We start from the raw sequence: 25161 nt of genomic DNA, 5'->3' as shown, positions 1-25161 counted from the left end.
ATAGTCTTACCCGATGGTAATATCTGATTGCCTCTTCTATGATACATTATTGCGTTGACAATTAATCCACCCTGCTTCTTAAGGGGGTTTTAGGGGGATCTCCGGGGCATAAATATGTTAAGTGAACCGTATTGGGCGATAATTGGATTTTTGGGTAGATTCGGGCGATCTAATACCCGGCGGTTGGAAACCGCGTCTACACAAACGATGTCCGCCTCTGCGGACGAAGAGGGTATTCACCAGATGTGAAAAATCATCGGGTGAAATCTTCAACCCGCGCAGGCGCGTGAGTGTCTTTGTAGACGCGGTTTTAACCGCCGGGGTTTTTGGGTTTCGACTCGACAGGATAGCTTTCTCAGTTTCAATCCCTAAAGACCGGCCGCACAAACTGCAGCTCCCACTAACCCTACATTGTCATCCAAAACCAATCGCACCGGAATCATTTCTAACAGTGAATCCATCCGACCTTTGTGGGTAAAAGCTCGCATAAAACCGCCTTCTAAAATCAGCGGCAAAATCTTAGCAGCAATGCCGCCCGCTACGTACAAACCGCCGTAAGGTAAAAGTGAAACAGCCATATTTCCCGCCACCGCCCCGTAAGCTTCTACAAACATTTGCATTGTTTGTTCCGAAAGCCGATCGCACTTTTTGAGTGCCGCCTGAGCAATTGTCGCCCCCGGATCGACAGTCTTCTCGCTTTTACCAATTTCTGATTCCCATTGAGCGATCGCAGCCCCTACATCCGCAGATTCAGCAGCAAACTTGCGATCGCGCAAAAACTGGTAAATTGAAGCAATCCCCTGTCCCGAAACTACACGCTCGATCGATATTCGGGGAATATCATGTTTTGCTAACAAATATTTCAGCAAATCAAACTCCAACTCCGAGCGAGGTGCAAAATCAGCGTGTCCCCCTTCCGAAGAAAAAACCCTAATACCATTTGCTTCGGGAATTGCAAAACAATTTCCCAAACCAGTACCCGCACCAATCACAGCAATTGGATCGTTTTGGCAGGGTTTTCCAACTTGCAAAACGTGCAAATCTCGATCGTCCAAACCCCACACGCCGTAACCAACCGCAACAAAATCATTAATTAAACTAACGCGGGATATTCCTAAATCCTGTTCCAAGCGCTTTGCATCCAGTCGCCAAGGTAAATTAGTCAATTTTGCGGTGTTGTTGACTACCGGGCCCGCGATCGCAAAACAAGCTTTTTCAGGCTCAGGTACAAAATCCAGTTTTGCAGCAGCCTCCGTCAAAAACTGCCGTACAATCGGCACTAAATCGGGAAACTCCCCGCTCGGATAGCGAAACTCGTAAAGAGCATTCATTTCACCCTTAACAGTCCTTTCCACCAAGCGCAAAATCGTCTTAGTCCCGCCAATATCGCCCGCTAACAATAATGCCATAAACCTCCTATTCAATCAAAGATGGGGAGCATCTGTGTTTTGCATTATTATAGTGCGAGCGTCCCCGAAGAGCGTATTGTACTCGCGAGCGATCAACCTCGCGAGCGGGGACGCTCGCACTCTAGCAATCCTAAATCATTATCAAGACTATAGCAGTCCGTTCATTAGTGTAATTCTTGTAGGGGCAACCCCCCGTGGTTGCCCTCTTTACTTCCGATCACATTCCCCATTTAACTAGACAGGCGGGAATTCCCCCCACCATAGCGTTACTCCGCTTGGTGGTGGGATGAAAGACGAGCGAAGCGACGATCTATCGCCTATCCCACGAAACTCGACATCTTGATGATCGAGGGAAATGGGATAGGCGTGACCAGACGAGCAAATTCCTGGGATTTTCCGGCGTATCCTTGGTACCATATTATCAGAGATGTCGATCGCCAATAATGTATCAAGCCTATAAATTCAGAATCTATCCTACTGCCCAACAGCAAACGTACTTTGCGGGTGCTTTCGGCTGTTGTCGTTGGTTTTGGAATTATAGTTTGAATCTGTGTCAGCAAACCTACAAAGATACTGGTAAAGGGCTGAGTAGAAGTGCGATTCAAGGATTACTCCCAAATCTAAAAAAGGAATATCCTTGGTTGAAAAATGCTTATTCTCAATCACTTCAAGTAGTCGCATTGAACCTGTCTACTGCTTATAAAAATTTCTTTGATAAACGTGGCGGTTTTCCTAGCTTCAAGTCGAAGCATGGAAAACAATCTATTAGTTATCCTCAGAATGTTAAAGTAGGTGATAACTCGATCAAATTGCCGATAATCGGTGAAGTGCATTGCATAATTCATCGAACACTCAATGGCCAGGTTAAAACTGTTACTATTTCCCAAAATACTGATGGTAAACACTATGCTTCGATCTTGGTTAATGATGGACGAGAGACACCGGAAAAAGATGCTAACGGCAAAGCTATCGGCTTAGATGTTGGGTTAATTGACTTTGTTGTAACCAGTGATGGCAGCAAGTATGCAAACCCTAAGCATCTCAGGAAACACAGTCGCAATCTCAAGCGTAAGCAGCAAAAACTAAGTCGCAAACAGAAAGGGAGCAATACTAGGCATAAGGCTAAAAGATTAGTAGCCAGAGTTCATTCGAGAATCAAAAGAGTCCGGGTCGATTTTCTGCACAAGCTATCCCGCAAGATAGTAGACGAAAACCAAGTTATTGCAGTAGAAAATCTAAATATCAAAGGTATGGTGCGTAACCATTGTCTAGCTAAAGCGATTAGCGATGCTGGATGGGGGATGTTTGGGACAATGCTCAAGTACAAAGCAGAAAAAAGTGGAAAAACCTATGTAGAGGTTGACCGATTTTTCCCTAGCTCTAAGACTTGTAATAATTGTCTTCACAAAGTATCAGAAATGCCTTTGAACCTGCGTTATTGGGATTGCCCTAAGTGTCACAGCCGTAATGATAGAGATATCAATGCCGCGAAAAATATTAGGGATGAAGCCTTGCGGTTTTTGGCATTAGGAACGAGTGCTGCAGCCAGTGGAGGGAGTGTAAGTCAACCTGGAAAGATTTCGGTCTTGATAGATGCGATTCCCCTTGAAACTGGAAGCCCCCGTCATAGCGGTACTCCGCTTGACGGTGGGTAGTTCACACACCCACAGTATTAATTGCCAACCAAGCCCGCAGCACCTCAGCCACAGTCCAAGCTTGAGCAGTGCAGCCCCTAGGCGAGTGAGGAGCGTCGCCCTCAAAAATCTCGCTGAGACTTCCAACCCCTGCGCTTTTTATATGATGTGCCATCGGTGCTAGGAATTCGCGAGCTTGTGCTGGGTCTTTGTATACGTGCAAGTGAGCCAAGACAAAGGGGCCCATCAGCCAGCCCCAAACCGTGCCTTGGTGGTAGGCGCTATCGCGCTGCAATTGGTCGCCTGCATAGACTCCACAATACTGCGGGTGCTGCGGTGAGAGGCTTCGCAGGCCGTGGGAAGTCAGAAGCCCTTGAGCGCAAGCGTCCACTACGCAGCGCCGCTGGATTGGTGTGAGTAACGGTGTATAGCGGGGAGTTTCCTTGCCCCGCACCCCCGGTAACAAGGAGGTGGCGGAGCGAGGCCCAATCGAGTCTAGGGGCAGGGAAACGGCGAATATTTGGTTGGGCCGCAGGGATCTGTCGTTGCCGTCCGGCCCGTCTAAAACGTCGTAGCAGTAACTGGTTGAGTCGTTCCAGAAGCGGGTGAATCCGGCGCTGGTGCGATCGCCCAACCGATCGTATTCGTGGTGAGACTTGCCCAATCTGCGAGCAAAACTTGCCATAGCTTGCAGGGCGTTGTACCAAAGGGCGCTGAGTTCGATCGGCTTACCAATCCGAGGAGTCACCACCCAATCGCCGATTTTCGCATCCATCCAAGTTAGTTGGACGCCGGTTTCGCCCGCGTAGACTAAACCGTCATCGGGATCGACGCGGATGTTATACCGAGTTCCCCAAATGTGCCAGTCCACAATCTCACATAGTGTCGGCCAGAGTTCGGTCAAAAGTTCGTCGTCTCCGGTGCAGTCGCAGTAAGCGCGAATTGCCTCAAAGTACCACAGCGTCGCGTCTGCAGTGTTGTATTCCGGTGCGCCGCCGGCATCCGGGAAGCGGTTCGGGAGCATTCCCCGATCGACATACCGCGCAAAAGTCCGCAAAATCGATCGGGCAATGTCCCACCGCCCGGTACAGATTGTGAGGCCGGGCAGGGCGATCGTGGTATCGCGCCCCCAGTCGCTAAACCAGGGATATCCGGCGATAATCGTTTTACCTTCGGGTTCCTCCGGTAGCGGGCGGTTGACGATAAATTGGTCTGCTGCTAGCACTAGGCGATCGATCCAGTCGGGAGATTCTCTGGCGGGCGAGAAGTTTTGCAGCAATTGTCGATCGTAAGTGCGACGCATTTCTAAAGCTTTAGCGCCGTTGAGTTCGGGATTTTTCTCGGTACTCGCTATCAATGTGACAGAATTTCCCGGTGCGATCGTCAAGTGAAAAGTCGCCGCGTGCAAGTGATCCTCACAATACTCCAATCCGCGCCGTTTTTCGGCAGCGAGGTCAAATCCGTAGTACCAATTGTATAAAGGAGCGGAGACTCGGAATTGAGCCTCTGGTTCGGCATCTGTCAGCAGATAAAGCGGTGCGGCTCCCTTAAAAGCCGTGACGCAAACCCCCTCTCTCAAGGTTTCTAGCCTCACCTGCCAGTCGCCCGCCCTTGTCGTGTGGTGGTAGTCGCGGTAGTTGACTAGGGCTTTGACAGCGAGGGAGACTGGCTTTGAGGCGCGGTGCAAGCGATATTGAATATATGTTGTGTTAGCACCTTGCTGCATCCAAATCCGCTTGGACAAAATAGCGTCGCCTAGGGCAAACCTCCAAACAGGCGTAGTTTCTTGGAGGTAGAAGCTTTCGATGAAGTTGTAGCCGTGGGGTTCGATCGTACTGTCGGCCCAGCGGTTTGTATAAAGCGGATAAGGGCGATCGGCATACACCGCCGTCTCGTCGAGCTTGGCGAGCATCAAAGTGCGTGCCAGCGGGGGTTTGAGGGCGGCTACCAGCAGCCCGTGATAGCGCCTGGTGAGGAGATTGGCGATCGTCCCGCTAGCGTAACCGCCGATCCCGTTTGTGACCAACCACTCGCGAGACTCCGCCGAGTCAAGATTGCAGCAAATTTCCCGTCCAAAATCAATAACCATAAAACAAACACTCGCGCTAATTTGTAATCTATCTTTAGGTATATTTCAAACCAATTTTTAACAACAAATATTAACCTGTTGTGCATTTAAATTGTATATTTCCACGCTATCTCAAAAATCCTCTCCCCCCCTCTCCCCCTCTCCCCCTCTCCCCCTCTCCCTCTCTCTCCCTCTCTCTCCCTCTCCCCATCAATCACCACAGACAATTGGGATGAACAACAGCTTAGCAGATTCATGCTTTAATTTAAATATAACCAACCGCTACTTTTACTTTTTCCCAGTCGCGACTCTAGCCTTTAATCGCTCTGTCTAAGGTTAGTTGTTTCTTATTTTAAGCCATATTACCCTCTAAATAGAGATCGAACAGTCACGACAAAGAATTTGAGATCGCCCCTAGGGATATCGCACCACCAACCTATTTTATAAGGAGAACAACTAAAAGTGAAGATAGGAGCCAATTACCTCGGCAACAATCAATGTGAATTTACAGTTTGGGCCCCCACAATCAAACAAATATCCCTCCAAATCATTTCCCCAAACAAACGCCAAATCCCCATGCAGCAATCCGCAGAAGGTTACTGGCAAACCACAGCTACAGACATCCAACCAGGAACCCTTTACACTTACAAACTCGCAGAAAAAACCGACCTACCAGACCCAGCCTCAAAATATCAACCCCAAGGAGTCCACGCCCCATCCCAAGTAATAGATGAAAACTCCTTTACTTGGACAGACACAAATTGGCAAGGCGTGCCAATAGCCGAAATGATTATCTACGAACTGCACGTAGGCACATTCACCCAAGCCGGAACCTTTGCAGCCATAATTCCCCAACTCAAACAACTTCAAGAACTCGGAATCAACGCCATCGAAATCATGCCAGTCGCCCAATTCCCAGGCGACAGAAACTGGGGATACGACGGCGTATATCCCTACGCCGTCCAAAACTCCTACGGCGGCCCCGAAGAGTTCAAAAAACTCGTCAACGCCTGCCACGAATACGGCATTTCAGTAATTCTTGATGTCGTTTACAACCACCTAGGCCCCGAAGGAAACTACCTCCCCGAATTCGGCCCCTACTTCACATCAAAATACCGACCTATTTGGGGAGAAGCCCTCAACTTCGACGACGCTTACAGCGATGGAGTCCGCAATTACTTTGTTGAAAACGCCCTCTACTGGTTTCGAGACTATCACATCGACGCTTTGAGACTAGACGCAATTCAAGCAATATTTGAAGTGGGTGCCAGACCGTTTTTGCAACAACTATCCGATGCCACAGCGGATTTTTCCGAAGAGGTAGGAAGGAAAATTTATTTAATCGCAGAAAGTGACTTAAACGATGTCCGCACTACACGCCCCAAAGAACTAGGTGGCATGGGATTAGATGCCCAGTGGTGCGACGATTTCCACCACGCACTCCACGCCTTGCTTACCGGAGAAAATGACCGATATTACCAAGACTTCGGCAAGTGCGAACATTTAGAAAAATCCTTCAAAGAAAGCTTTGTTTACTCAGGCCAGTACGCCCCCCACAGAAAGCGAAAACACGGCAGTTCTGTCAAAGATGAACCGGGCGAAAAATTTGTAGTATTTTCCCAAACCCACGACCAAATCGGCAACCGCATTTTGGGAGACAGACTGTCGCAAATAGTTGACTTTGAAGCACTGAAACTCGCAGCAGGTACGGTTTTTATTTCTCCTTATATTCCCTTCTTATTTATGGGAGAAGAATACGCAGAAACAGCACCGTTTTTGTACTTTGTTTCCCACTCAGATACTGACTTAATTGAAGCTATTCGCAAAGACAAACAACAAGAATTTAAGATTTTTGAAGGTCGAGGCGAGTTTCAAGACCCCCAGAGTCCTGAAAGCTTCCAAAAGTGCAAATTAAACTGGGAAAAACAAACAGAAGGGAAACACAAAATCCTCTGGGAATGGCACCAACACTTGATTCAACTGCGGCGGACAATACCGGCACTTAAAAAACTCGACAAAAACAATCTAGAAGTGTCCAGCATTGAAGCCGATAAAATATTATTTCTACGTCGCTGGACAGATGACAGCGATATCTACTGCATTTTAAACTTCAACAAGCAAGAGGTCGCTTTTACTGCTGCACTTCCCGCAGGCAAAGGTCACAAAATTTTAGACTCTACTGATGTAAAATGGATGGGTTCGGGTTCTAGCTTGCCTGACAATATCGAATCAGAGCAAGAATTGATTGTTAAACCGCAGAGTTTCGCACTCTACGAATTAGTGAAATAGTAGGTTGGTTTGGGCGATCGCTCATTGGTGTCAAAAACCAAATCAAACTTAGTATCAGTCTAGTGTTTGATGTCCTAGTTTTCGCGATCGCCCCGTAATGAGGGCGGCACGCACCATCCACCGCCCCGTAATGAGGGCGGGCACGCACCATCCACCGCCCCTACTTGTCATTATCCACATTTTTGATTTTTCGTTTACCGACTAGCCAGCCTTCGGTTAAAACAAACTCAAACAACCATAAACTGGGTTAGTTTTAACCGACTTACACGCATTAGTCAAGGAATTAATTCCCTGGCGGCTCGCAGCGGATTGAGGATTTCACCAGATATGGGTAATGACAAATAGTTGTTAGGCTATTGTCGAGCCGAATGCGCTACCGCTAAACCCAACCCACTATTTCTAATTTTAAACAAAAAACCCGACAAACTAATTAAATAGGACTCAAATTAACATAATGAGAATTCCCACAGCAACTTATCGGATTCAATTTCATGGAGGTTTTAAATTTGAAGCCGCCAAACAAATTGTGAGTTATTTGGAAGAATTAGGCATTACCGACCTTTACGCATCACCGATATTTAAAGCCAGAAAAGGCAGCACTCACGGCTACGATGTCGTTGACTCAAATCTGCTCAATCCCGAATTGGGAAACTCAGAAGATTTTGAATCGCTTACCTACGAAATCAAACAGCGAAAAATGGGATGGCTGCAAGATATTGTCCCGAACCACATGGCCTACGACACTCAAAACTTGTTGCTGTCAGACGTATTAGAAAACGGGCCAGATTCCGACTATTTCGATTACTTTGATATTGAATGGAATCACGCTTACGAAAATCTCAGGGGTCGAGTTTTGGCTCCGCTGCTGGGCAATTTTTATGGAGAGTGTCTGGAAAATGGCGAGATTCAACTTCAATACAGGGAAAAAGGGCTTACTATCAATTACTACGATTTAAAATTGCCCGTCAAAATTGACTCTTACGGTAAGTTTATTACTCATAATTTAGGACATTTAGGCAGGGAATTAGGCAGGCGACATCCAGATTTCATTAAACTTTTAGGAATAATTTACCTAATCAAAAATACCTCTTCCGAAGTTAAAGGTAAGGCCCGATACGATCAGATAGCTTTTGTCAAAGGATTGCTGTGGGAACTCTACAATCAAAATCCCGTAGTGCATGAATTTATAGATGAAAATATCAATGTTTTTAACGGAGAAAAGGGTAATGCTGAAAGCTTTAATTTGCTGGACGATTTGCTTTCCGATCAGTTTTACCGCCTATCTTTCTGGAAAGTGGGAGCTGAAGAAATTAACTACCGCAGGTTTTTTACAGTCAACGAACTGATGTCGGTAAAAGTTGAAGAAATTAAAGTTTTTCACAAAAACCATGCTTTGATATTCGACATGGTTGAAGAGGGAAAGTTTACCGGATTGAGAATCGACCACATCGACGGACTTTACGATCCAACCGAATATTTGAAACGGCTGCGGGAAAAAATCGGAGAAACTTACCTTACTGTTGAAAAAATTCTGGAACACGAAGAAGATTTGCCACCATATTGGCCGATAGAGGGGACGAGCGGCTACGAGTTTTTGAATTATCTAAACGGCGTTTTTTGTCGGTGCGATCGCGAAGAGCAATTTAGCGAAATCTATCACAGATTTACTCGACTGACCGTTCCCTACGAACAGTTGTTTTTAGAGAAAAAAGGGCTCATAGTTGAGAAAAATTTGGCGGGAGATGTTGACAATCTGGCTCAACTTTTGAAAAATATTTCCGGTCACTCCAGACAGGGAAATGACTTTACTCGTTCCGGTTTGGAAAAAGCACTGTCAGCAGTTTTAACAGTTTTTCCGGTGTACCGAACTTACATAAATCAAGAGGGTTTGCGAGAGTCCGATCGCACTTACGTAAAATATGCGATCGCCCATGCGAAAGAACTGGTACCGCGACTCCTCAAAGAACTTAAATTTATCGAAACGCTGCTGCTGCTGGAAGAAGAAGAAACTCTCACAGTCGAACAAAAAGAGGAGCGGCGCCACTTTGTCATGAAACTGCAGCAATTGACAGGCCCTTTGATGGCGAAAGGAGTTGAAGACACGCTTTTATACGTCTACTACCGGCTTTTATCCCTCAACGAAGTAGGAGGAAACCCCAGTCAGTTCGGTGTTTCGCTGGCAGATTTTCACGACTTCAACAAACAGCAGCAAATAGCTTGGCCGCACAAAATGAATGCTACAGCTACCCACGATACCAAACGGGGCGAAGATGTGCGAGCCAGAATTAACGTTTTGTCAGAAATTCCCGAAGAATGGGAACAGCAAGTCAGGTCGTGGAGAGAGCTAAATTCTTCTAAAAAAATCAACTTTGTGAATCGAATGGTTCCCGATACTAACGACGAATACTTCTTGTACCAAACTATTCTCGGCAGTTTTCCCTTTGAAGGAATTGAAAACACCGATTATGTCGATCGCCTCAAAGATTATGCAATCAAAGCCGTCCGGGAAGCTAAAGTTTATACGGCTTGGCTGAGAGCCGACAACGACTACGAAACTGGTTTTATGACATTTATCGAGAGCGTTCTCGAAAATTCAGAAAACAATCAATTTTTGAAGAACTTTCTGCCTTTCTGGAAAAAAGTAGCTGATTACGGAATTTTCAATTCTTTATCTCAAACGCTGCTAAAAATCACCGCTCCTGGTGTTCCCGACATTTATCAAGGAACAGAATTCTGGGATTTAAGCCACGTCGATCCCGACAACCGCCGTCCGGTTGATTTTGACCGCAGAATTCAAGTTTTGCAGGAAATTAAACAGCAAGCTAAGACAGATATTTTGCAACTGGTAGAAGATTTGATTGCGACGCGGGAAGATGCTAGAATCAAGCTGTTTTTGACGGCAAGATTGCTAGAAGCGAGAAAAGAATACTTGGAAGTGTTTAAGTCGGGCGACTATCAATCATTGCAAGTAGTTGGCACGTTTAAGGATAATGTGGTTGCCTTTGCGCGAAGCTTTGGAGATACTACAGTTATTGTCGTTGCTCCTCGGTTTTTGACGGGAGTTGTCAAACCGGCAGAAATACCGATCGGCAAACAAGTCTGGAAAGATACTAATCTGGTATTGTCCGAGCAAATGCCGTCGGTTTGGAAGGATGCGATTACCAACCAGCTAGTAGAAAGTAACGGTACGCTGGAAATTGGTGATGCTCTCGGTTATTTTCCCGCAGCTTTGCTGATTAGTCAGTAGTCATTGGTCAGTAGTCATTAGTCATTGGTTAGTAGTTAGTAGTTAGTAGTCATTTTGCCCGATCGCGACTTGTCGGCTGGCGAAGCCGAAGCAAGTCGAAGGGTAGTCGGTAGTCATATCGTGTATCGTGTGCGATCGATTGATAACGATCAAATCAATACGGTTCACTTAACATATTTATGCCCCGGAGATCCCCCTCGCATCCCCCTTAAAAAGGGGAGTAGGGGGGGACTTTGAGGGGATTCTTGTTCCCCCCTTTTTAAGGGGTGTGCCAGGGAGATCGTCTTAAGTAAACCGTATTGACGATCAAATTGGTTCGTAGTACGGACTAAATTCCGCACTACGAGCCATTTTTGTTAGGGTAATCGACTGGACGTGGTATCATATCAAATGCGGTAGCATTGGAATTATATAGTGCGAGTTTCCCTGCTCGCGAAGTCGATCGCTCTTCGGGGAAGCTCGCACTATCAATGATTAAAATATATAATTTCGATGCTATCGGAAACGATATCAGTAGGCGAAGACGAACTGGTTTTTTGTAGTGGCAAAATGATACATGACAGGGATATTAATGCGGCGGCGAGCAATATCAGAGATGAAGGTTTACAACTTTTGGCAGGAGGGCATCTCGCTACCGCTTCTGGAGAAAAAGTCAGACCCAGTAAAGGCACTGTTTTTGCAAGGTGTTTTTATTTGAAGGAAGAATGCCCGTGCGTGATAGCTGGGGAGTTGTAAAATACATAAGACGGCAAATACAACACAACATATACGGTTTGCCACAATGCCACTAGCGATCGCACGCCGTACATTAGGAAGAGTAAACAAAAGCAGTCAGCAACTGTAGCGGTGCAAGCCTCACGGATGCAACCGTCCCTCAACAGGTTCGGTAAATACCCCTTCATCGCAAGGTCTACCGCCCGCAGTATAGAGATCAGCACCCTATCGAAGACTGTATTAAAGCAGGACTAACTACCCGTAAACCGCGAGGTAATATCGCAGTCCTGAATAACCAGACTATCGCACAGATAGAAAACCAAAATTTTGTAGAGATTGGAGCCGGAACACCCCTATGGGAAAAGTAGTTGGAATTGACTTAGGTACCACAAACTCCTGCGTCGCAGTTATGGAAGGCGGCAAACCCACCGTCATAGCCAACGCCGAAGGGGGTCGTACCACACCTTCGGTAGTAGCATACGCTAAAAACGGCGACCAGCTTGTCGGACAAATCGCCAAGCGCCAAGCCGTGATGAACCCCGAAAACACCTTTTACTCAGTAAAACGGTTTATCGGACGCAGAAATGAGGAAGTAGCCAACGAAACCACCGAAGTTTCGTATCAAGTGCTCAACGTCGGCGGTAACGTCAAACTCGACTGTCCCGCCCGCGGCAAACAATTTGCTCCCGAAGAAATTTCCGCGCAAGTTTTGCGGAAACTCGTAGAAGATGCCAGCAAATACCTCGGCGAAACTGTTACCCAAGCGGTAATTACAGTGCCCGCCTACTTCAACGATTCCCAGCGCCAAGCTACGAAAGACGCTGGCAAAATTGCCGGGATAGAAGTTCTGCGGATTATTAACGAACCTACAGCGGCAGCTTTAGCTTACGGATTAGATAAAAAAAGCAACGAAACCATCCTGGTATTTGACTTGGGCGGCGGTACTTTCGACGTATCGATTCTCGAAGTCGGCGATGGCGTATTTGAAGTGCTCGCAACGAGTGGAGACACTCACCTCGGCGGTGACGACTTCGACAAAAAAATCGTCGATTTCATTGCTAATGACTTCCAAAAAGCCGAAGGAATTGACCTCCGCAAAGACAAGCAAGCACTGCAACGCCTGACGGAAGCTGCAGAAAAAGCCAAGATTGAACTGTCGAGTGTTACTCAAGCAGAAATCAACTTGCCGTTTATTACTGCGACTCAAGACGGGCCAAAACACTTGGACACGACTTTGACGCGGGCCAAGTTTGAAGAACTCTGTTCCGATTTGATCGATCGCTCTCGCATTCCCGTAGAAAACGCAATCCGCGACGCGAAATTAGACAAATCTGCAATTAATGAAGTTGTCTTGGTCGGCGGTTCTACGCGGATTCCTGCGGTGCAAGAACTGGTCAAAAAAATCCTCGGCAAAGACCCCAACCAAACAGTAAACCCGGACGAAGTGGTTGCTGTAGGTGCAGCAATTCAAGCCGGCGTGCTCTCCGGTGAAGTCAAAGACATCTTGTTGCTCGACGTTACCCCGCTGTCTCTGGGTGTCGAAACCTTGGGCGGCGTGATGACCAAAATCATTCCTCGCAACACCACAATTCCTACTAAGAAGTCGGAAACTTTCTCGACTGCTGTAGATGGCCAAACAAACGTGGAAATTCACGTTTTGCAAGGCGAACGCGAAATGTCGGTTGACAACAAAGGTTTGGGAACTTTCCGCTTAGATGGAGTTCCGCCGGCTCCCCGTGGCGTACCGCAAATTGAAGTTACTTTCGATATCGACGCTAACGGTATTTTGAATGTAGCTGCCAAGGATAAAGGTACTGGCAAGGAACAATCGATTAGCATTACTGGTGCTTCTACATTGCCCAGCAATGAAGTCGAGAAGATGGTGAAGGAAGCCGAAGCAAATGCGACTGCTGATAAGGAACGTCGCGAAAAGATCGATCGCAAAAACCAAGGCGACTCTTTAGCCTATCAAATTGAGAAACAGTTGGCAGAATTGGGCGATAAAGTCCCAGATGCTGACAAGACTAAAGTTGAAGGGTTGATTAAAGACTTGCGGGAGGCGATCGCCAAAGAAGACGACACAGCCATCAACACACTGACAACCGAGTTGCAGCAAGCGTTCTACGCTGTCAGCAGCAACCTGTACCAGCAAGCTGACGGTTCCACTGGCGGCCCGACTGGCGGCCCGACTGGCGGCCCGACTGACGGCGGTGACGACGTGATTGATGCCGACTTCACTGAAGGCAACAAATAGACATTTCCCATAATTCCTGTGTAGCAGGCTGGAAGAGTCTGCTATTTACAGGCTGGTGAGGATTCGTCTAATTCAGAACAAGTGCGATCGGGCTTTCCCGATTAAACTGAGAACAGACAGCTAAAAGCCAGAAACCCGGTTTTGAAGAAAAACCGGGTTTTTTGGGTGATGAATTACCCACAAATCGGCTTTTTCCACAAAAACCGGATTTCTGAGGCTGAGACGATCCTGACATCTTGCACCATTTTCAATCAACCCTAGGGGCCGATTAGCTAAGGGAATTAAACCTGCAGATAGCTGAAATAAACCCGCCCCACCCCAGCAGATAACCCTTGATTGACATTGCTGCAAGATATCAGATGTTCCCGACAATAAACTTCAGACTGGTTGAATAAATATCATAAACTAGCTATCAGATCGCAACCAGGAGTAAATTAAATGTCTCGTCCTCCCCTACAAAACTCTACTGCAAATAGCCCAAATAAATCCCATACTGCATCCTTGCGACGAATCCGCCAAATCAGCCACTTACTAGATAATGCAATTCCAATTCCCGGCACCCGTTACCGCATCGGACTCGATCCGATCTTGGGACTGATACCGGGTGGTGGCGATTTAGTTGGTTCGATTTTTGCAGGCTATGTTGTCTTCAAATCCGCTCAAATGGGAGTGCCGCAAGAAACTTTAGTAAAAATGGCAGCTAACATCGTATTTGATACAGTTGCCGGTACAGTACCTGTTGCTGGAGACTTGCTTGATGTTGCTTGGAAAGCTAATGTCAAAAATATAGAATTGCTGGACGCTCATTTAGGTTCCCCCGAACCAGGTAAAAAAGCCGATTGGTTATTTGTGGCGGCTTTACTGTTAGGTTTGACGTTAATTATTGGAGGCGTTATTTTTTTGAGTGTCATGCTTTTAGGGTGGCTATTTCAAGTATTTACTGGACGGTAATATAGCCTTTCAAGCGAAAGATGAGATACTGTCGGGAATAGGGAATAGGGAATAGGGAATAGGGCATAGCGCATACCTCACTTTTTTGAGAAAGGCTATATGAGATTTTAGGGTAAGAATGATGAATGGGCGATCGCAACCAACAATTTACTATAGCAATCCTAAATCATTATCTAGTGATTTCTCCAAAATCATCAGGACACGGCACTGCCGTGTCTGAGCGAAGCCGAAGTATTTCAAAGGGATTGACAAATTCCCATAAGCGTGCATTCCCAAACTAATCGCGGCTGTACGTAGTTTAGCAAATATTGTCGCGCTTTTTCCAAAGGTTCTAAGGGCGATCGACCAATTCCCCCGGTCAAAAACTGCTGCCAATAACAATGCTGTAAATAATCGATCAACCACAACTGAGATTCAGTATCCAAAGTTTTATCAATTTCCTTGGCCAATTCCAAAGCACACCGCAGATTTTGAGGCAACTGTTTCACCTTTTGTAGGAAATCATCGGGGATTGATTGCAGTTGCTGCCAAATAGCAATTGCCTCGCCAGGGCTTCCCTGAGCCATCCCCATTACCTCGGGATGCGATAAAATCTCCGCGAATCCGGCTTGCTGCAAAACTTGTGCCATTGCTTCGGAATTCAGCCGCGAAAACTGGATTTTTTGACAGCGAGAAATCAAAGTCGGCAGCAAAACGTCCACAGTGGGAGCAATTAAAATTAAGGCTGCTTTTCCCGGTTCTTCCAAAGTTTTTAACAAGCCGTTAGCGGCTCCCTCGCCCATTGTTTCTGCTTGCTGCAAAACTACAACTGAACGCCCAGCTTCTAGAGGCGGTCTGCTCAAAAACTCACTGATTTCTCGAATTTGTTCTAAGCGGATTTGGGGCGGTGCTTTCCGCTTTAAACCTGCTTCCTCTGCTTCCTTTGCCGAAAGCCGTTTGCCTTGGTTCATGTAAGTTGGTTCTACCCAGAGCAAGTCTGGATGATTTCGCTGCCGGACGCGATTTTGCAGGGAGCTGATCGATTGTTTTTCGGGAAGATTGACTGAGAATAAAAGCTCGATGAAACACTGAACGGCTAAACTTTTGCCGATGCCGTTAGAACCTACAAATAAATAACCGGGAGCAATTCGGTTGCGATCGACTGCTTGGGTTAGTAATTCTACGGCTCCATTTTGTCCGATTAATGATGTGAAATAATCCATGTGATAGTTGACAGTTGACAGTTGATAGTTGACAGTTGACAGCCCCCTGATATCAATTCCGTTACGGAATTATTCATTTCTCTCTAATCTCTCTGTGTTCTCTGTGTTCTCTGTGGTTAAATCATTCCGATCTTAACGGATTTGATATAAGTTGCGAGATAATAAGGAGGCAGAGCGAAAGTAACGAGTAATCGCTTAAGTTATTAAATTTTCATTCCTTACTTTTCGGAATTGGGGTTATTTGAATATCCCCAATCTTCTAACCTGCGAGTTACAATGGTTTGGATTTCCTGGGCGACTTCATCTTCAGACCGATCGCCATTTATGCGAACAATGCGAGATTTATGTTCCTCCGCTAACTCCCCAAAACCTTGCTGCACGAGGCGGTGAAAGTTCAAATCAGCTTGCTCCATCCGATCGCGCTCTCCCCGAGCCCTTACCCTCGCCAAACCCGCCTCCACATCAATATCCAGCCACAAAGTCAGATCGCTTTGCAAGCCACCCGTGGCAATTTCATTCAACTGCTTAATTAAATTTAACTTAAGACCCCGGCCGTAGCCCTGATAAGCAATCGTAGAGTCAGTAAAGCGATCGCACAAGACAATCGTTCCCTTGGATAACTCTGGTTTCAGAAAAGTTTCGACGTGCTGAGCGCGATCGGCCGCATACATCAGTAATTCTGCCATCTCTGATACCAATTCTCCCGAATCTTGTTTGAGCAACAAATGTCGCAGTTGCTTTCCGAGCTCAGTTCCCCCCGGTTCGCGAGTAGCCGCCAACCCGACTTTCAAAAAGCAACTTGCTTGCAGCCAATGTATCAACCGCTGCATTTGAGTAGTTTTACCCGCACCTTCGCCGCCCTCAAACACAATAAATTTACCCTTCATGACCCTAACTTTCCATTTAAATAAAATAAATCCATATTGTTCTGTCGATCTCTTCTAGGTTCGGTATGATAATAAAGTCTAAATGCCTCACGGCTGGAGTTTTCTATGGCTCGCTATACTGGTTTTTTTATCGTTGCCGTTCCGATCGACCGTCTCCGTCAGTCTCTGATTGAAATTTTAGAGTCATGCAATCTTGATATTATCTACAATACAGGAGATTCCCTCATGGCTCGCGAAATTCCCGGTCAAGTTTCGATTCCCAAACTTGTCACAGCAGAAGTTCTAATCGAAAAAAACACGGCCAGCGATTCAGAGGTTCGCATGAACTTCGTGATTAAAAACGAGGAACTACCGCTGCAAACCAATAACCACTGCCGTCAAATGTTCGAGCTAGTCAGTCATTCAATTATGAAAAACAATAATTGGCGGCTCTTGGAAAGTATGGCACTGTAGCCATCAGTCAGTCGATTTTAGATTTTAGATTTTAGATTTTAGATTGACTCCACAGATGAATCTGGGGCCTCGAACTAACGTCGAAACTTCTTGGATCTCGACTCCTGGTGTGAGGGGCTTGTATCCGTCTTGGGATGAGGTCATCAGTCATTAGTTTGTGGCTAATGACCGATGACTGATGACTGAGGACTTTTATCTGCAAGCCCTACATTTAAGCTCGAAAGTTCCGGCGTAGCAACAAAGAATTTGTCACAACGCTAACAGAACTAAAGGCCATAAATGCACCGGCCGCCGCAGGAGTGAGTAGAATTCCGGTTGCGGGTAGCAAGATACCGGCTGCAACTGGAATTCCCAAAGTATTGTAAACAAAAGCCCAGAATAAGTTTTGGCGAATCTTATTAAAAGTAGCGCGACCGAGGTCGATCGACTCAACAACATCCATCAAAGCATTTCGCATCAGCACAATTTGAGCCGTCTCAACTGCCACATCAGTGCCGCAGTGCAAACCGATACCGACATCAGCTTGAGCCAAAGCCGGCGCATCATTGATGCCATCCCCCACCACAGCCACTTTACAGCCTTGAGCTTGCAAACTGGCGATCGCCCTAGCCTTTCCATCCGGCCGCACCTTGGCCAAAACATCAGCCGCCGCCAAACCTAGCTGCTGCTGCGCCACCGCCGCCGCCTCCTCCGTATCCCCCGTCAGCATCATCACCCGCAATCCCATTTCCCGCAAACGTTCCACCGCCGCCTTAGCATCCGGTCTCAGAGTATCTTTTAGCCCGATTACCCCAAGCAAAACGCCCCCAGAAGCCACGAAAACCGCCGTTTTGCCTTTGCAAGACTCCAAAAATTCCGCAGCCACAGCCACGCCCTGCTCGCTCATCCACGCGGCATTCCCCGCGAACACCCGCCGCCCCTCAACCAAAGCAGAAACCCCCAATCCCGGTTCCGTGTAGAAATCCTCAGCAGGTAGCAGCGGCAAACCTTGCTGTTGCGCTTCCAGCAAAATCGCTGCGGCGATGGGATGACAAGCGCCCCTTTCCACCGCTGCGGCAATTTGCAGCAGTTTTGAGTCAATTGTGGCAATTGTGGAAGCAACATCTTGCCTGTTTTCCAAATTAATATCCGAGTTCAAATCCCAATCCGAATTCTGGAAAATCGGCAAATAATCAGTGAGTGTAAGATTGCCGGTTGTGAGAGTACCCGTTTTGTCAAAAACCACCGTATCTAATTGATGTACCCGTTCTAAAACATCGCCGCCGCGAATTAAAAGTCCGCGCTCCGCGCCGATACCAGAACCGACTAAAATTGCAGTTGGGGTAGCAAGTCCCAAAGCGCAAGGACAAGCGACAACTAAAACTGCGATCGCCAATTTCAGACTTAACAACACAGAAGATTGATAATGGATAATAGGCAATTGGTAATTGGTAATTGGTAATTGGTTTACCATGCCCCATGCCCCATGCCCCATGCCCGATGCCCCATGCCCCATATCGTGTTCTAAAAGCACAGAAGGCCAAATATGAGTTCCGGCAAAATACCAAAATAGGAAAGTTAAAGCCGATATCGCCATTACCCCATATACAAAATATCCGGCGACAGTATCAGCTAAATTTTGAATCGGCGCTTTGCGAGTTTGGGCAGCTTGCACCAAAGCCACCATTTGAGCTACAGTTGTTTCTTGACCGGTGCGAGTTGCCCGCATCACAATTGCGCCGGATTGGTTGATAGTTCCCGCCGCGACTGTATCTCCTGGTTGTTTCAAAACAGGCATCGATTCGCCAGTCAACATCGATTCATCTGCGGTTGTTTTACCTTCGCAGACTTCGCCGTCTACGGGAATTTTTTCCCCTGGCAAAACTTGCAGCCATTCTCCGACTCGGACGCGATCGGCTGGAATTTCAATGTATTGTGGATTGTAGAGTTCAGATGTCAAGTTTAAAGGCAATTCTTCCGAGTCTGAATCTAAAATCGGCAGTTTAAAATCAACTAAGCGGGCTGTTGCCGGCTGCAATGCGATTAAAGCTTGCAAAGCTGATGCAGCGCGCCGTCTGGCTTGCTGTTCGAGAGTTTTGCCCAACAAAATAAAGCCCAGCAGCATCACTGGTTCGTCAAAAAAGCACTCCCATCCCATCCGTGGAAACAGCAGCGCCGCGTTGCTAGCGGTGTAAGCGGTGACAGCGCCTAAAGCTACTAAAGTATTCATGTTGGGTGCGTTTCGCCACAAACTGCGGCAGCCGTCAAGGATAATCGCGCGCCCCGGTAGCAGCAATGCGAGGGTGGCGAGTCCCCAGTGAAACCAGATGTTGCTGAGAATTGGGGCTTTGGTGCCGAGTATGTGACCTAAACCGGATAGAATAATTAGGATAAGGGCGATCGACAATTGATTGATTTGCTGTCGAATTTCTTGCCGCCGCCGTTCAACTGTTGCCGCTTCGGCTTCTTGCTGATTTCCACCTAACCGAGACACAGAGGGAAATCCGTTATCAGTCAACTTTTTTGCTAAAGCTTCTGCATCGACAGCCCCCGGTTGGCACTCAACCGTTGCGACTTCTACAGCTAAGTTAACGCAAGCTGAAATTACACCTGAATGCTGCATGAGTTGGCGTTCAACTGCTTTGGCGCAGCCGGCACATTTCATCCCGCTGACGTCGAAAGTCACAAGTTCTGGCGGCGGGGATTCTTTAATTGGGATGATTTCTGGTTGATTTTCGGAGATTGTTTTGGGGACAAATTGCATTGTTTTTTTGTATAGATGAGTAGGTTTTTGTATTTCGGAAATATTTGGATGCAGTGTTCAGACAAATGCTTGTATTTTGATAATAGATAATTTTTCTGGCATCTTCCGAAAGTGTTAGTTTTTTTTAATTCTTATTAATTGCCCGGTTGAAAGCGGATCTTTATTTGATACAATCAGTGAATTGCTTCGTTAGTATCCAGCTTTTGTCTGACGAATTTAGCTATGACACCAACACCAAAATATTATATTGTCAAACGTCTGGCCGGTAATTGCGAGATTTTGCCGTTGGCGGAGCCCGCCCCTACGGGGGCTACGCCAACGCAGAGGATCGCCCAAATCGAAGAACAAGACCCTACTATTATAGACAAGTGGGGCCCTTACGATTCTGCAGAAGATGCGATCGCCCGACGCATCGGTTTAATTCGCGCGGGAAAATGTCAGCCGCAATAAATAAACTTGAAGGACTAAAGTCCTCACTACGAACCAGGTTTGTAGTGAGGACTTTAGTCCTTCTTTGATGGAGTTTTTGTTGGTGACTAAAAACTACTTAGATTTAGAAGGTGCTGCACTCGGTTTTGCCTGCGCGGTAGTCGGTTTTGGTGATGCAGAATTGGGTTTCACCTGAGCTTTGTCGTTCCCTGTTTTGCCAGTAACTTCTTTTGTCAAAACTTCTAAAGCCTTCGCGTATTGCGGATCTGCCGTCGTAGCAATTTTATCGCGATCGCGCCTCAACTCCTGTTTTTGAGCGTCGGTGAGTTCAATCACAAAATCCGGTTTAATTCCCATGTGATTGATATCAGTGCCGTTGGGAGTAAAATATTTGGCAATTGTCACCGCCAAACCCGAACCATTTCCCACGCCGCGTACCGACTGCACCAAACCCTTACCAAAAGTCTTTGTGCCCACCAAAACCGCGCGTTTGTTGTCTTGCAAAGCGCCGGATAGAATCTCGCTAGCACTGGCTGAACCGCCATCTACGAGTACAACCAAGGGTTTGTCAGTAATCTCTCCCTTGTTTGCAGTTTGTCTGTCGGCCTCGCCGATTCGATCGACCGTCGAGACGATCGTACCTTCCTTGAGCCACATCCGAGCAATTTCAATACTTCCGTACAGCAACCCGCCCGGATTGGAACGCAAGTCTAGGATATAGCCTGTCACCTTTTTCTGTTCCAAATCCTTCATTGCCGATCGCATTTCCGATGCAGCATTCGCACTAAACTGATTTAAGCGAATGTAGCCGATTTCGCCGATCGGGCTTTTCTGCACCGAATGTCGCACCGGATGAATTTCAATTTTAGCGCGTTTGAGCTTAAAATCTATTTCCTTTTTGTCCCGCAAAATAGTCAGCGTCACCTCAGTATTCACCTTACCCCGAATCAAAGTTACCGCTTGATTCGTATCCATGCCTTCAGTAGTTTTGCCGTCAATCTTGGTAATGATGTCTTTTGCCAGAATACCGGCGGTAAAAGCCGGGGTATCCTCGATCGGCGAAATCACCACCAACTTTTTAGTTTCCTCATCTTGAGTCAACTGAATCCCAACTCCTGTCAATTCCCCAGAAGTTTCCACCTGCATATTTTTGAACTCTTGAGGATCCATAAACCGCGTATAAGGATCGTCCAGCTTCTTCAGCATTTCCCGAATTGCTTTGTAAGCTTCATCGTCGCTGGTATAAGTGCGGTTCAAATAATCATTTCGCACCGCTTTCCAGTCAACCTGGTTAAACGTGCCATCAACATAACTTTTGTCAATAATCTGCCAAACTTCATCAACCAATTCTTTAGGACTTCCCCGAAAAGAAGCCAGAGATTTAGAACTGCAACCAGTGTTGACAAGAGTTACAGCAGTGAGTGCAACTGCTGCAGCACTTAGAATAAGCCCTCGTTTTGTTATAACCATTTGTCTGACACGCCGGAGCAAAAGATTTCAGAATAATCACGCCCAATCTAACACAGGCAAGGCTTGGTCGGATTTTGGATACATATTTATTCAACTTTGCGGAGTTGTATTCCCGAAGCGGAGGCTGCCGCGCCTGAATAGGGACGCGGGTTTAGGAAGTTGATTTACCAATGCCTAGAATCCTTTGTATATCTGCTGCACAAGTCTCGATCCCCCTAAATCCCCCTTAAGAAGGGGGACTTTGAGAAGACTTTCTTGTCCCCCCCTCTTCTTAAAGGGGGCTAGGGGGACTTCGATCGCTCTTGTCCCCCCCTTCTTAAGGGGGAGTAGGGGGCAAGCTAAGGGGGGATCTGGCCTCAGATAGAAGCGAGATTTTTCAAAAGTTGCAGTCTCTGTGTTGACACCAATCCCATTGTGTCGGCCCCAAACCTACTCAGGTTCAACCCAGCGATCGTCCGACTTAATCAAATCAATCAATTCTGCCACACCTTGAGACTCAGGAACCTTCTTAATCTCATCCCGGCCGCGGTACAGAGAAATATAACCCGGTTGCTTCCCGACATAGCCGTAGTCAGCATCAGCCATTTCTCCAGGCCCATTGACAATACAGCCCATAACTGCTATATCCAAACCCGTGAGGTGCTTCGTCGCCTCTCTCACTTTGTGCAAGACTTCCTCTAAATTAAACAAAGTGCGGCCGCAGGAAGGACAAGCGACATATTCAACCATCGTTTTCCGCAATCCCAAGGCTTGCAGAATGCTGTAGCAAACGGGAATTTCCTTTTCTGGGGCCTCTGTCAGCGAGACGCGGATAGTGTCGCCGATGCCGTCAGCCAACAGCGGGGCGATGCCAGCCGTGGATTTAATGCGGCCGTATTCGCCATCGCCAGCTTCCGTGACACCCAAATGTAGCGGGTAATCCATGCCCAATTCGTCCATCCGGTGCGCCATCAAGCGGTAAGCAGCCACCATCACCGGCGCGCGGGAGGCTTTCAGCGAAATCACGATGTTGCGGAAGTCGAGGGATTCGCAAATTCTGATAAATTCCAGGGCCGATTCTACCATGCCTTCGGGGGTGTCGCCGTAGGTAAACAGCATCCGTTCGGCGAGGGAACCGTGATTAACCCCGATTCGCAAAGCTTTACCTTGATCGCGCAGGGAAATCACCAGAGGTTCCAGGGTTTCGCGGATTTTTGCGCCAATTTCCGCGAATTCCGCGTCAGTGTATTCGCTTCTGTCGGCTTTCGGCTTCTCGAACACGTAAAGTCCGGGATTGATTCTCACTTTGTCTACGTGTTTGGCGACTTCCAGGGCAATTTTCATCCCGTTGTGGTGGACATCGGCGACGAGGGGCACGGCTTGGTAGGTGGCGTGCAATTTTTGCTTGATTTCGGCTAAAGCTTTGGCGTGGGCCATGCTGGGCACGGTGACGCGGACGATTTCGCAGCCAATCTCGTGCAAGCGCCGAATTCCGGCGACTGAACCGTCGATGTCGAGGGTGTCTTCGTTAATCATTGATTGTACGACGACTGGGTTGCCTCCGCCGATCGTGATGCTGCCGACTTTGACGGGACGGGTTTTGCGGCGTTTGATGCTGGTGTCGAAAATCGGCTGAGGGTTGGGGGTTTTAGTTGGATTCGGCAGAGTTTGCATAGTTGATTGGTAGAGTTTTGTTACGAAGGTCTATAAAATTGTGTCTGCTGTTTTTTAGGTTGCCATAGAAAGGGTCTGTTTGGGTAAAGAGGTTTTGGGATTTAGGATTCTTAATGAGATTGCTGCGAATTTGTCGATCGAATTATGTCGGAAAAGGGCGATCGAACTAAAAGCCAACCATCACCGGGAAGGCGAACTGAAGTTGGGCCCGTGGAACTAAACCGCACTTACAAAATACAGTTAAAATACAGGCTAGGCCGAGATAAAAATTAATATTGGTTGGCGGTGAGGAGAATGGTTTGGACACCGGGGCAGCGGTTAAATGGCGATCGGTATATTATTGAGCGCAAGATAGACAAGGGCGAGGGCGGTTTTGGGGCCACGTACCTAGCACAGAAGGCGCAAAACAGCCAGCGGGTTGTCATCAAAACGCTGAAAGACGACTTATTGAGCGATCCAAATTTTGGCTGGTATCGGGACAAATTCCGGGATGAGGCGCTACTGCTATCTTTGTGCAAACATCCCAATATTGTGCAAATAGACAACTATTTCATTGATGGTGATTTGCCTTGCATTGCGATGGAATATGTGGCAGGAGAAGATTTGTGGAAATTGGTGGAAAGGCGCGGTATTCTGTCAGAAACAGAAGCTTTGAACTACATCCGCAAAGTGGGAGAAGCGGTAATAGTAGTTCACGAAAAAGGTTTGCTACATCGGGATATCAAGCCACAAAACATTATGGTGCGTGACAATCAAGATGCAGTTTTGATTGATTTTGGTTTGGCGCGGGGTTTTATTCCAGATCGCACTCAGCAAATGACTTTTGGATTAACACATGGTTTTGCGCCTCTCGAACAGTATGCGGAAAGTGGCAGATTTGCTGAGTACACTGATGTTTATGCTCTGGCGGCAACGCTATACTATCTGCTAACGAGAACACCACCAACTGCTGCATTCTTGAGGGCTTCAAATCATCCTTTAAAGCCGCCGTTTCAGATTAATCCTAATATTAGCGATGCGGTGCATCGGGCAATTATGAAAGGGATGGAAATGGATGCGACAAAGCGCCCTCAGTCGGTTCAGAAATGGTTGGATATGCTTTCTGAACCTACCCTTGGTAATGGGGGGCAAAGAGGGGGTGTTTCACCAACGATTCCTAGCCCGCAGCCACCGCCACAACCTGTAAAATTGATTTCAGTTGATTATAGTCAACTCGCGCGGCTGTTGGCTAGCAAAAAATGGAAAGAGGCGGATGAGGAAACGGCCAATAAGATGCTGGAAGCAGTAGGGAGAACAGAGGATGGGTGGCTGAGAAGGGAAGATATCGATCGATTCCCCTGTGAAGACTTACGAACTATTGACCAACTTTGGGTAAAATACAGTAACGGACGTTTCGGCTTTTCGGTGCAGAAACGCATCTATGAAAGTCTGGGGGGAAGCAGAGAATATGATCGGAAAATTTGGGCCGCTTTTGGCGATCGGGTAGGCTGGAGAAAAAATAACAACTGGCTGTACTACCAAGACCTCACTTATTCAGAGAAATCACCAGAAGCTCACCTCCCTTTTGGGCAGGCTTGTATAAGAGATTACGATATAGATTGGGCACCAAAAAACCAGCCTAGAACTGTCTCTTCTGAAGGTTATAAGGGAGTTTGGTATCTTCTCTCGCGTCGATACTTGTAGACTTTAAAATCTAAGGGTTACAGGATTTCGTAAAAATTTATAACGGGCAATAAAACCACGAAACCACGCCCGTTA

General features: G+C 47.0%; 18 protein-coding genes. 10 read left to right on the top strand and 8 right to left on the bottom strand.

All coding sequences use genetic code 11. The features are described 5' to 3' along the window. Positions 1-368 precede the first annotated feature (368 nt). Positions 369-1409: a glucokinase gene (locus QUB13_RS25800; protein ID WP_333386628.1), complete on the bottom strand. Its 1041-nt coding sequence runs from the start codon at positions 1407-1409 to the stop codon at positions 369-371. Positions 1410-1852: 443 nt separating this feature from the next. Between QUB13_RS25800 and QUB13_RS25795 the strand changes: the two genes are divergently transcribed. Then, positions 1853-3064 carry an RNA-guided endonuclease InsQ/TnpB family protein gene (locus QUB13_RS25795; RefSeq protein WP_333386624.1) on the top strand — a complete coding sequence of 404 codons (1212 nt, stop codon included), beginning with the start codon at positions 1853-1855 and terminating at the stop codon, positions 3062-3064. Between the two features lies 1 nt (position 3065). Here QUB13_RS25795 and QUB13_RS25790 read toward each other — a convergent pair whose 3' ends face one another. After that, positions 3066-5132 (bottom strand): amylo-alpha-1,6-glucosidase, encoded by a 2067-nt coding sequence (locus QUB13_RS25790; protein ID WP_333386622.1) that lies wholly within the window; start codon positions 5130-5132, stop codon positions 3066-3068. 441 nt (positions 5133-5573) lie between these two features. Between QUB13_RS25790 and treZ the strand changes: the two genes are divergently transcribed. Next, positions 5574-7400 (top strand): malto-oligosyltrehalose trehalohydrolase, encoded by a 1827-nt coding sequence (gene treZ / locus QUB13_RS25785; RefSeq protein WP_333386619.1) that lies wholly within the window; start codon positions 5574-5576, stop codon positions 7398-7400. A 54-nt stretch (positions 7401-7454) separates the two neighbouring features. On the opposite strand, the gene QUB13_RS25780 is transcribed toward treZ, so the two are convergent. Then, positions 7455-7580 carry a hypothetical protein gene (locus QUB13_RS25780; RefSeq protein ID WP_333386616.1) on the bottom strand — a complete coding sequence of 42 codons (126 nt, stop codon included), beginning with the start codon at positions 7578-7580 and terminating at the stop codon, positions 7455-7457. 274 nt (positions 7581-7854) lie between these two features. Here QUB13_RS25780 and treY point away from each other — a divergent pair, with 274 nt between their 5' ends. The 4 genes from treY to QUB13_RS25760 all read left to right on the top strand — a co-directional run bounded on the left by treY (position 7855) and on the right by QUB13_RS25760 (position 14566). After that, entirely contained in the window at positions 7855-10647 is a 2793-nt protein-coding gene (gene treY, locus QUB13_RS25775) for a malto-oligosyltrehalose synthase (RefSeq protein ID WP_333386613.1), read from the top strand. Between the two features lie 549 nt (positions 10648-11196). Beyond that, the gene (locus tag QUB13_RS25770; protein ID WP_333218102.1) at positions 11197-11382 is read left to right on the top strand and encodes a hypothetical protein; all 186 of its coding nucleotides are present in this window, start codon (positions 11197-11199) and stop codon (positions 11380-11382) included. A gap of 334 nt (positions 11383-11716) precedes the next feature. Next, entirely contained in the window at positions 11717-13615 is a 1899-nt protein-coding gene (gene dnaK / locus QUB13_RS25765) for a molecular chaperone DnaK (protein ID WP_333093349.1), read from the top strand. A gap of 438 nt (positions 13616-14053) precedes the next feature. After that, positions 14054-14566 (top strand): DUF4112 domain-containing protein, encoded by a 513-nt coding sequence (locus tag QUB13_RS25760; protein ID WP_333386608.1) that lies wholly within the window; start codon positions 14054-14056, stop codon positions 14564-14566. A gap of 236 nt (positions 14567-14802) precedes the next feature. Here the strand turns inward: QUB13_RS25760 and QUB13_RS25755 are convergent, their stop codons facing one another. Further along, positions 14803-15768: a DNA polymerase III subunit delta' gene (locus QUB13_RS25755; protein ID WP_333093347.1), complete on the bottom strand. Its 966-nt coding sequence runs from the start codon at positions 15766-15768 to the stop codon at positions 14803-14805. Positions 15769-15986: 218 nt separating this feature from the next. Further along, a complete protein-coding gene (gene tmk / locus QUB13_RS25750; RefSeq protein ID WP_333386604.1) occupies positions 15987-16655 on the bottom strand; it encodes a dTMP kinase in 669 nt (222 codons plus the stop codon). Between the two features lie 105 nt (positions 16656-16760). Between tmk and QUB13_RS25745 the strand changes: the two genes are divergently transcribed. Continuing rightward, the gene (locus tag QUB13_RS25745) at positions 16761-17108 is read left to right on the top strand and encodes a hypothetical protein (protein WP_194012637.1); all 348 of its coding nucleotides are present in this window, start codon (positions 16761-16763) and stop codon (positions 17106-17108) included. A gap of 211 nt (positions 17109-17319) precedes the next feature. Here the strand turns inward: QUB13_RS25745 and QUB13_RS25740 are convergent, their stop codons facing one another. After that, entirely contained in the window at positions 17320-19851 is a 2532-nt protein-coding gene (locus QUB13_RS25740; RefSeq protein WP_333386602.1) for a heavy metal translocating P-type ATPase, read from the bottom strand. 222 nt (positions 19852-20073) lie between these two features. On the opposite strand from QUB13_RS25740, the gene QUB13_RS25735 reads away from it, so the two are divergent. Further along, a complete protein-coding gene (locus QUB13_RS25735) occupies positions 20074-20301 on the top strand; it encodes a DDE transposase family protein (protein WP_333386599.1) in 228 nt (75 codons plus the stop codon). Between the two features lie 93 nt (positions 20302-20394). On the opposite strand, the gene ctpC is transcribed toward QUB13_RS25735, so the two are convergent. Then, complete coding sequence (gene ctpC, locus QUB13_RS25730; RefSeq protein ID WP_333386596.1) at positions 20395-21750, bottom strand: carboxyl-terminal processing protease CtpC; 1356 nt, start codon at positions 21748-21750, stop codon at positions 20395-20397. Positions 21751-22179: 429 nt separating this feature from the next. Next, the gene (gene ispG / locus QUB13_RS25725) at positions 22180-23403 is read right to left on the bottom strand and encodes a (E)-4-hydroxy-3-methylbut-2-enyl-diphosphate synthase (protein WP_333386593.1); all 1224 of its coding nucleotides are present in this window, start codon (positions 23401-23403) and stop codon (positions 22180-22182) included. A 79-nt stretch (positions 23404-23482) separates the two neighbouring features. Between ispG and QUB13_RS25720 the strand changes: the two genes are divergently transcribed. After that, positions 23483-23623: a hypothetical protein gene (locus tag QUB13_RS25720; RefSeq protein ID WP_333386590.1), complete on the top strand. Its 141-nt coding sequence runs from the start codon at positions 23483-23485 to the stop codon at positions 23621-23623. A gap of 74 nt (positions 23624-23697) precedes the next feature. Then, positions 23698-25086 (top strand): serine/threonine-protein kinase, encoded by a 1389-nt coding sequence (locus QUB13_RS25715; protein ID WP_333386587.1) that lies wholly within the window; start codon positions 23698-23700, stop codon positions 25084-25086. Positions 25087-25161 lie beyond the last annotated feature (75 nt).

Origin of the sequence: Microcoleus sp. B4-D4 (assembly GCF_036705185.1) — a bacterium.
Lineage (GTDB): Bacteria > Cyanobacteriota > Cyanobacteriia > Cyanobacteriales > Microcoleaceae > Microcoleus.
The sequence above is the reverse complement of the archived record's forward strand: the minus strand, read 5'-3'. Positions and strand labels throughout refer to the sequence as shown.

Excerpts from the sequence above, each read along its gene's own strand:
- QUB13_RS25800 (WP_333386628.1), bottom strand. The coding sequence starts at position 1,409 with ATGGCATTATTGTTAGCGGGCGATATTGGCGGGACTAAGACGATTTTG.
- QUB13_RS25795 (WP_333386624.1), top strand. The coding sequence starts at position 1,853 with ATGTATCAAGCCTATAAATTCAGAATCTATCCTACTGCCCAACAGCAA.
- QUB13_RS25790 (WP_333386622.1), bottom strand. The coding sequence starts at position 5,132 with ATGGTTATTGATTTTGGACGGGAAATTTGCTGCAATCTTGACTCGGCG.
- QUB13_RS25780 (WP_333386616.1), bottom strand. The coding sequence starts at position 7,580 with ATGTGGATAATGACAAGTAGGGGCGGTGGATGGTGCGTGCCCGCCCTC.
- treY (WP_333386613.1), top strand. The coding sequence starts at position 7,855 with ATGAGAATTCCCACAGCAACTTATCGGATTCAATTTCATGGAGGTTTT.
- QUB13_RS25770 (WP_333218102.1), top strand. The coding sequence starts at position 11,197 with ATGATACATGACAGGGATATTAATGCGGCGGCGAGCAATATCAGAGAT.
- dnaK (WP_333093349.1), top strand. The coding sequence starts at position 11,717 with ATGGGAAAAGTAGTTGGAATTGACTTAGGTACCACAAACTCCTGCGTC.
- QUB13_RS25760 (WP_333386608.1), top strand. The coding sequence starts at position 14,054 with ATGTCTCGTCCTCCCCTACAAAACTCTACTGCAAATAGCCCAAATAAA.
- QUB13_RS25755 (WP_333093347.1), bottom strand. The coding sequence starts at position 15,768 with ATGGATTATTTCACATCATTAATCGGACAAAATGGAGCCGTAGAATTA.
- tmk (WP_333386604.1), bottom strand. The coding sequence starts at position 16,655 with ATGAAGGGTAAATTTATTGTGTTTGAGGGCGGCGAAGGTGCGGGTAAA.
- QUB13_RS25745 (WP_194012637.1), top strand. The coding sequence starts at position 16,761 with ATGGCTCGCTATACTGGTTTTTTTATCGTTGCCGTTCCGATCGACCGT.
- QUB13_RS25740 (WP_333386602.1), bottom strand. The coding sequence starts at position 19,851 with ATGCAATTTGTCCCCAAAACAATCTCCGAAAATCAACCAGAAATCATC.
- QUB13_RS25735 (WP_333386599.1), top strand. The coding sequence starts at position 20,074 with ATGACACCAACACCAAAATATTATATTGTCAAACGTCTGGCCGGTAAT.
- ctpC (WP_333386596.1), bottom strand. The coding sequence starts at position 21,750 with ATGGTTATAACAAAACGAGGGCTTATTCTAAGTGCTGCAGCAGTTGCA.
- ispG (WP_333386593.1), bottom strand. The coding sequence starts at position 23,403 with ATGCAAACTCTGCCGAATCCAACTAAAACCCCCAACCCTCAGCCGATT.
- QUB13_RS25715 (WP_333386587.1), top strand. The coding sequence starts at position 23,698 with ATGGTTTGGACACCGGGGCAGCGGTTAAATGGCGATCGGTATATTATT.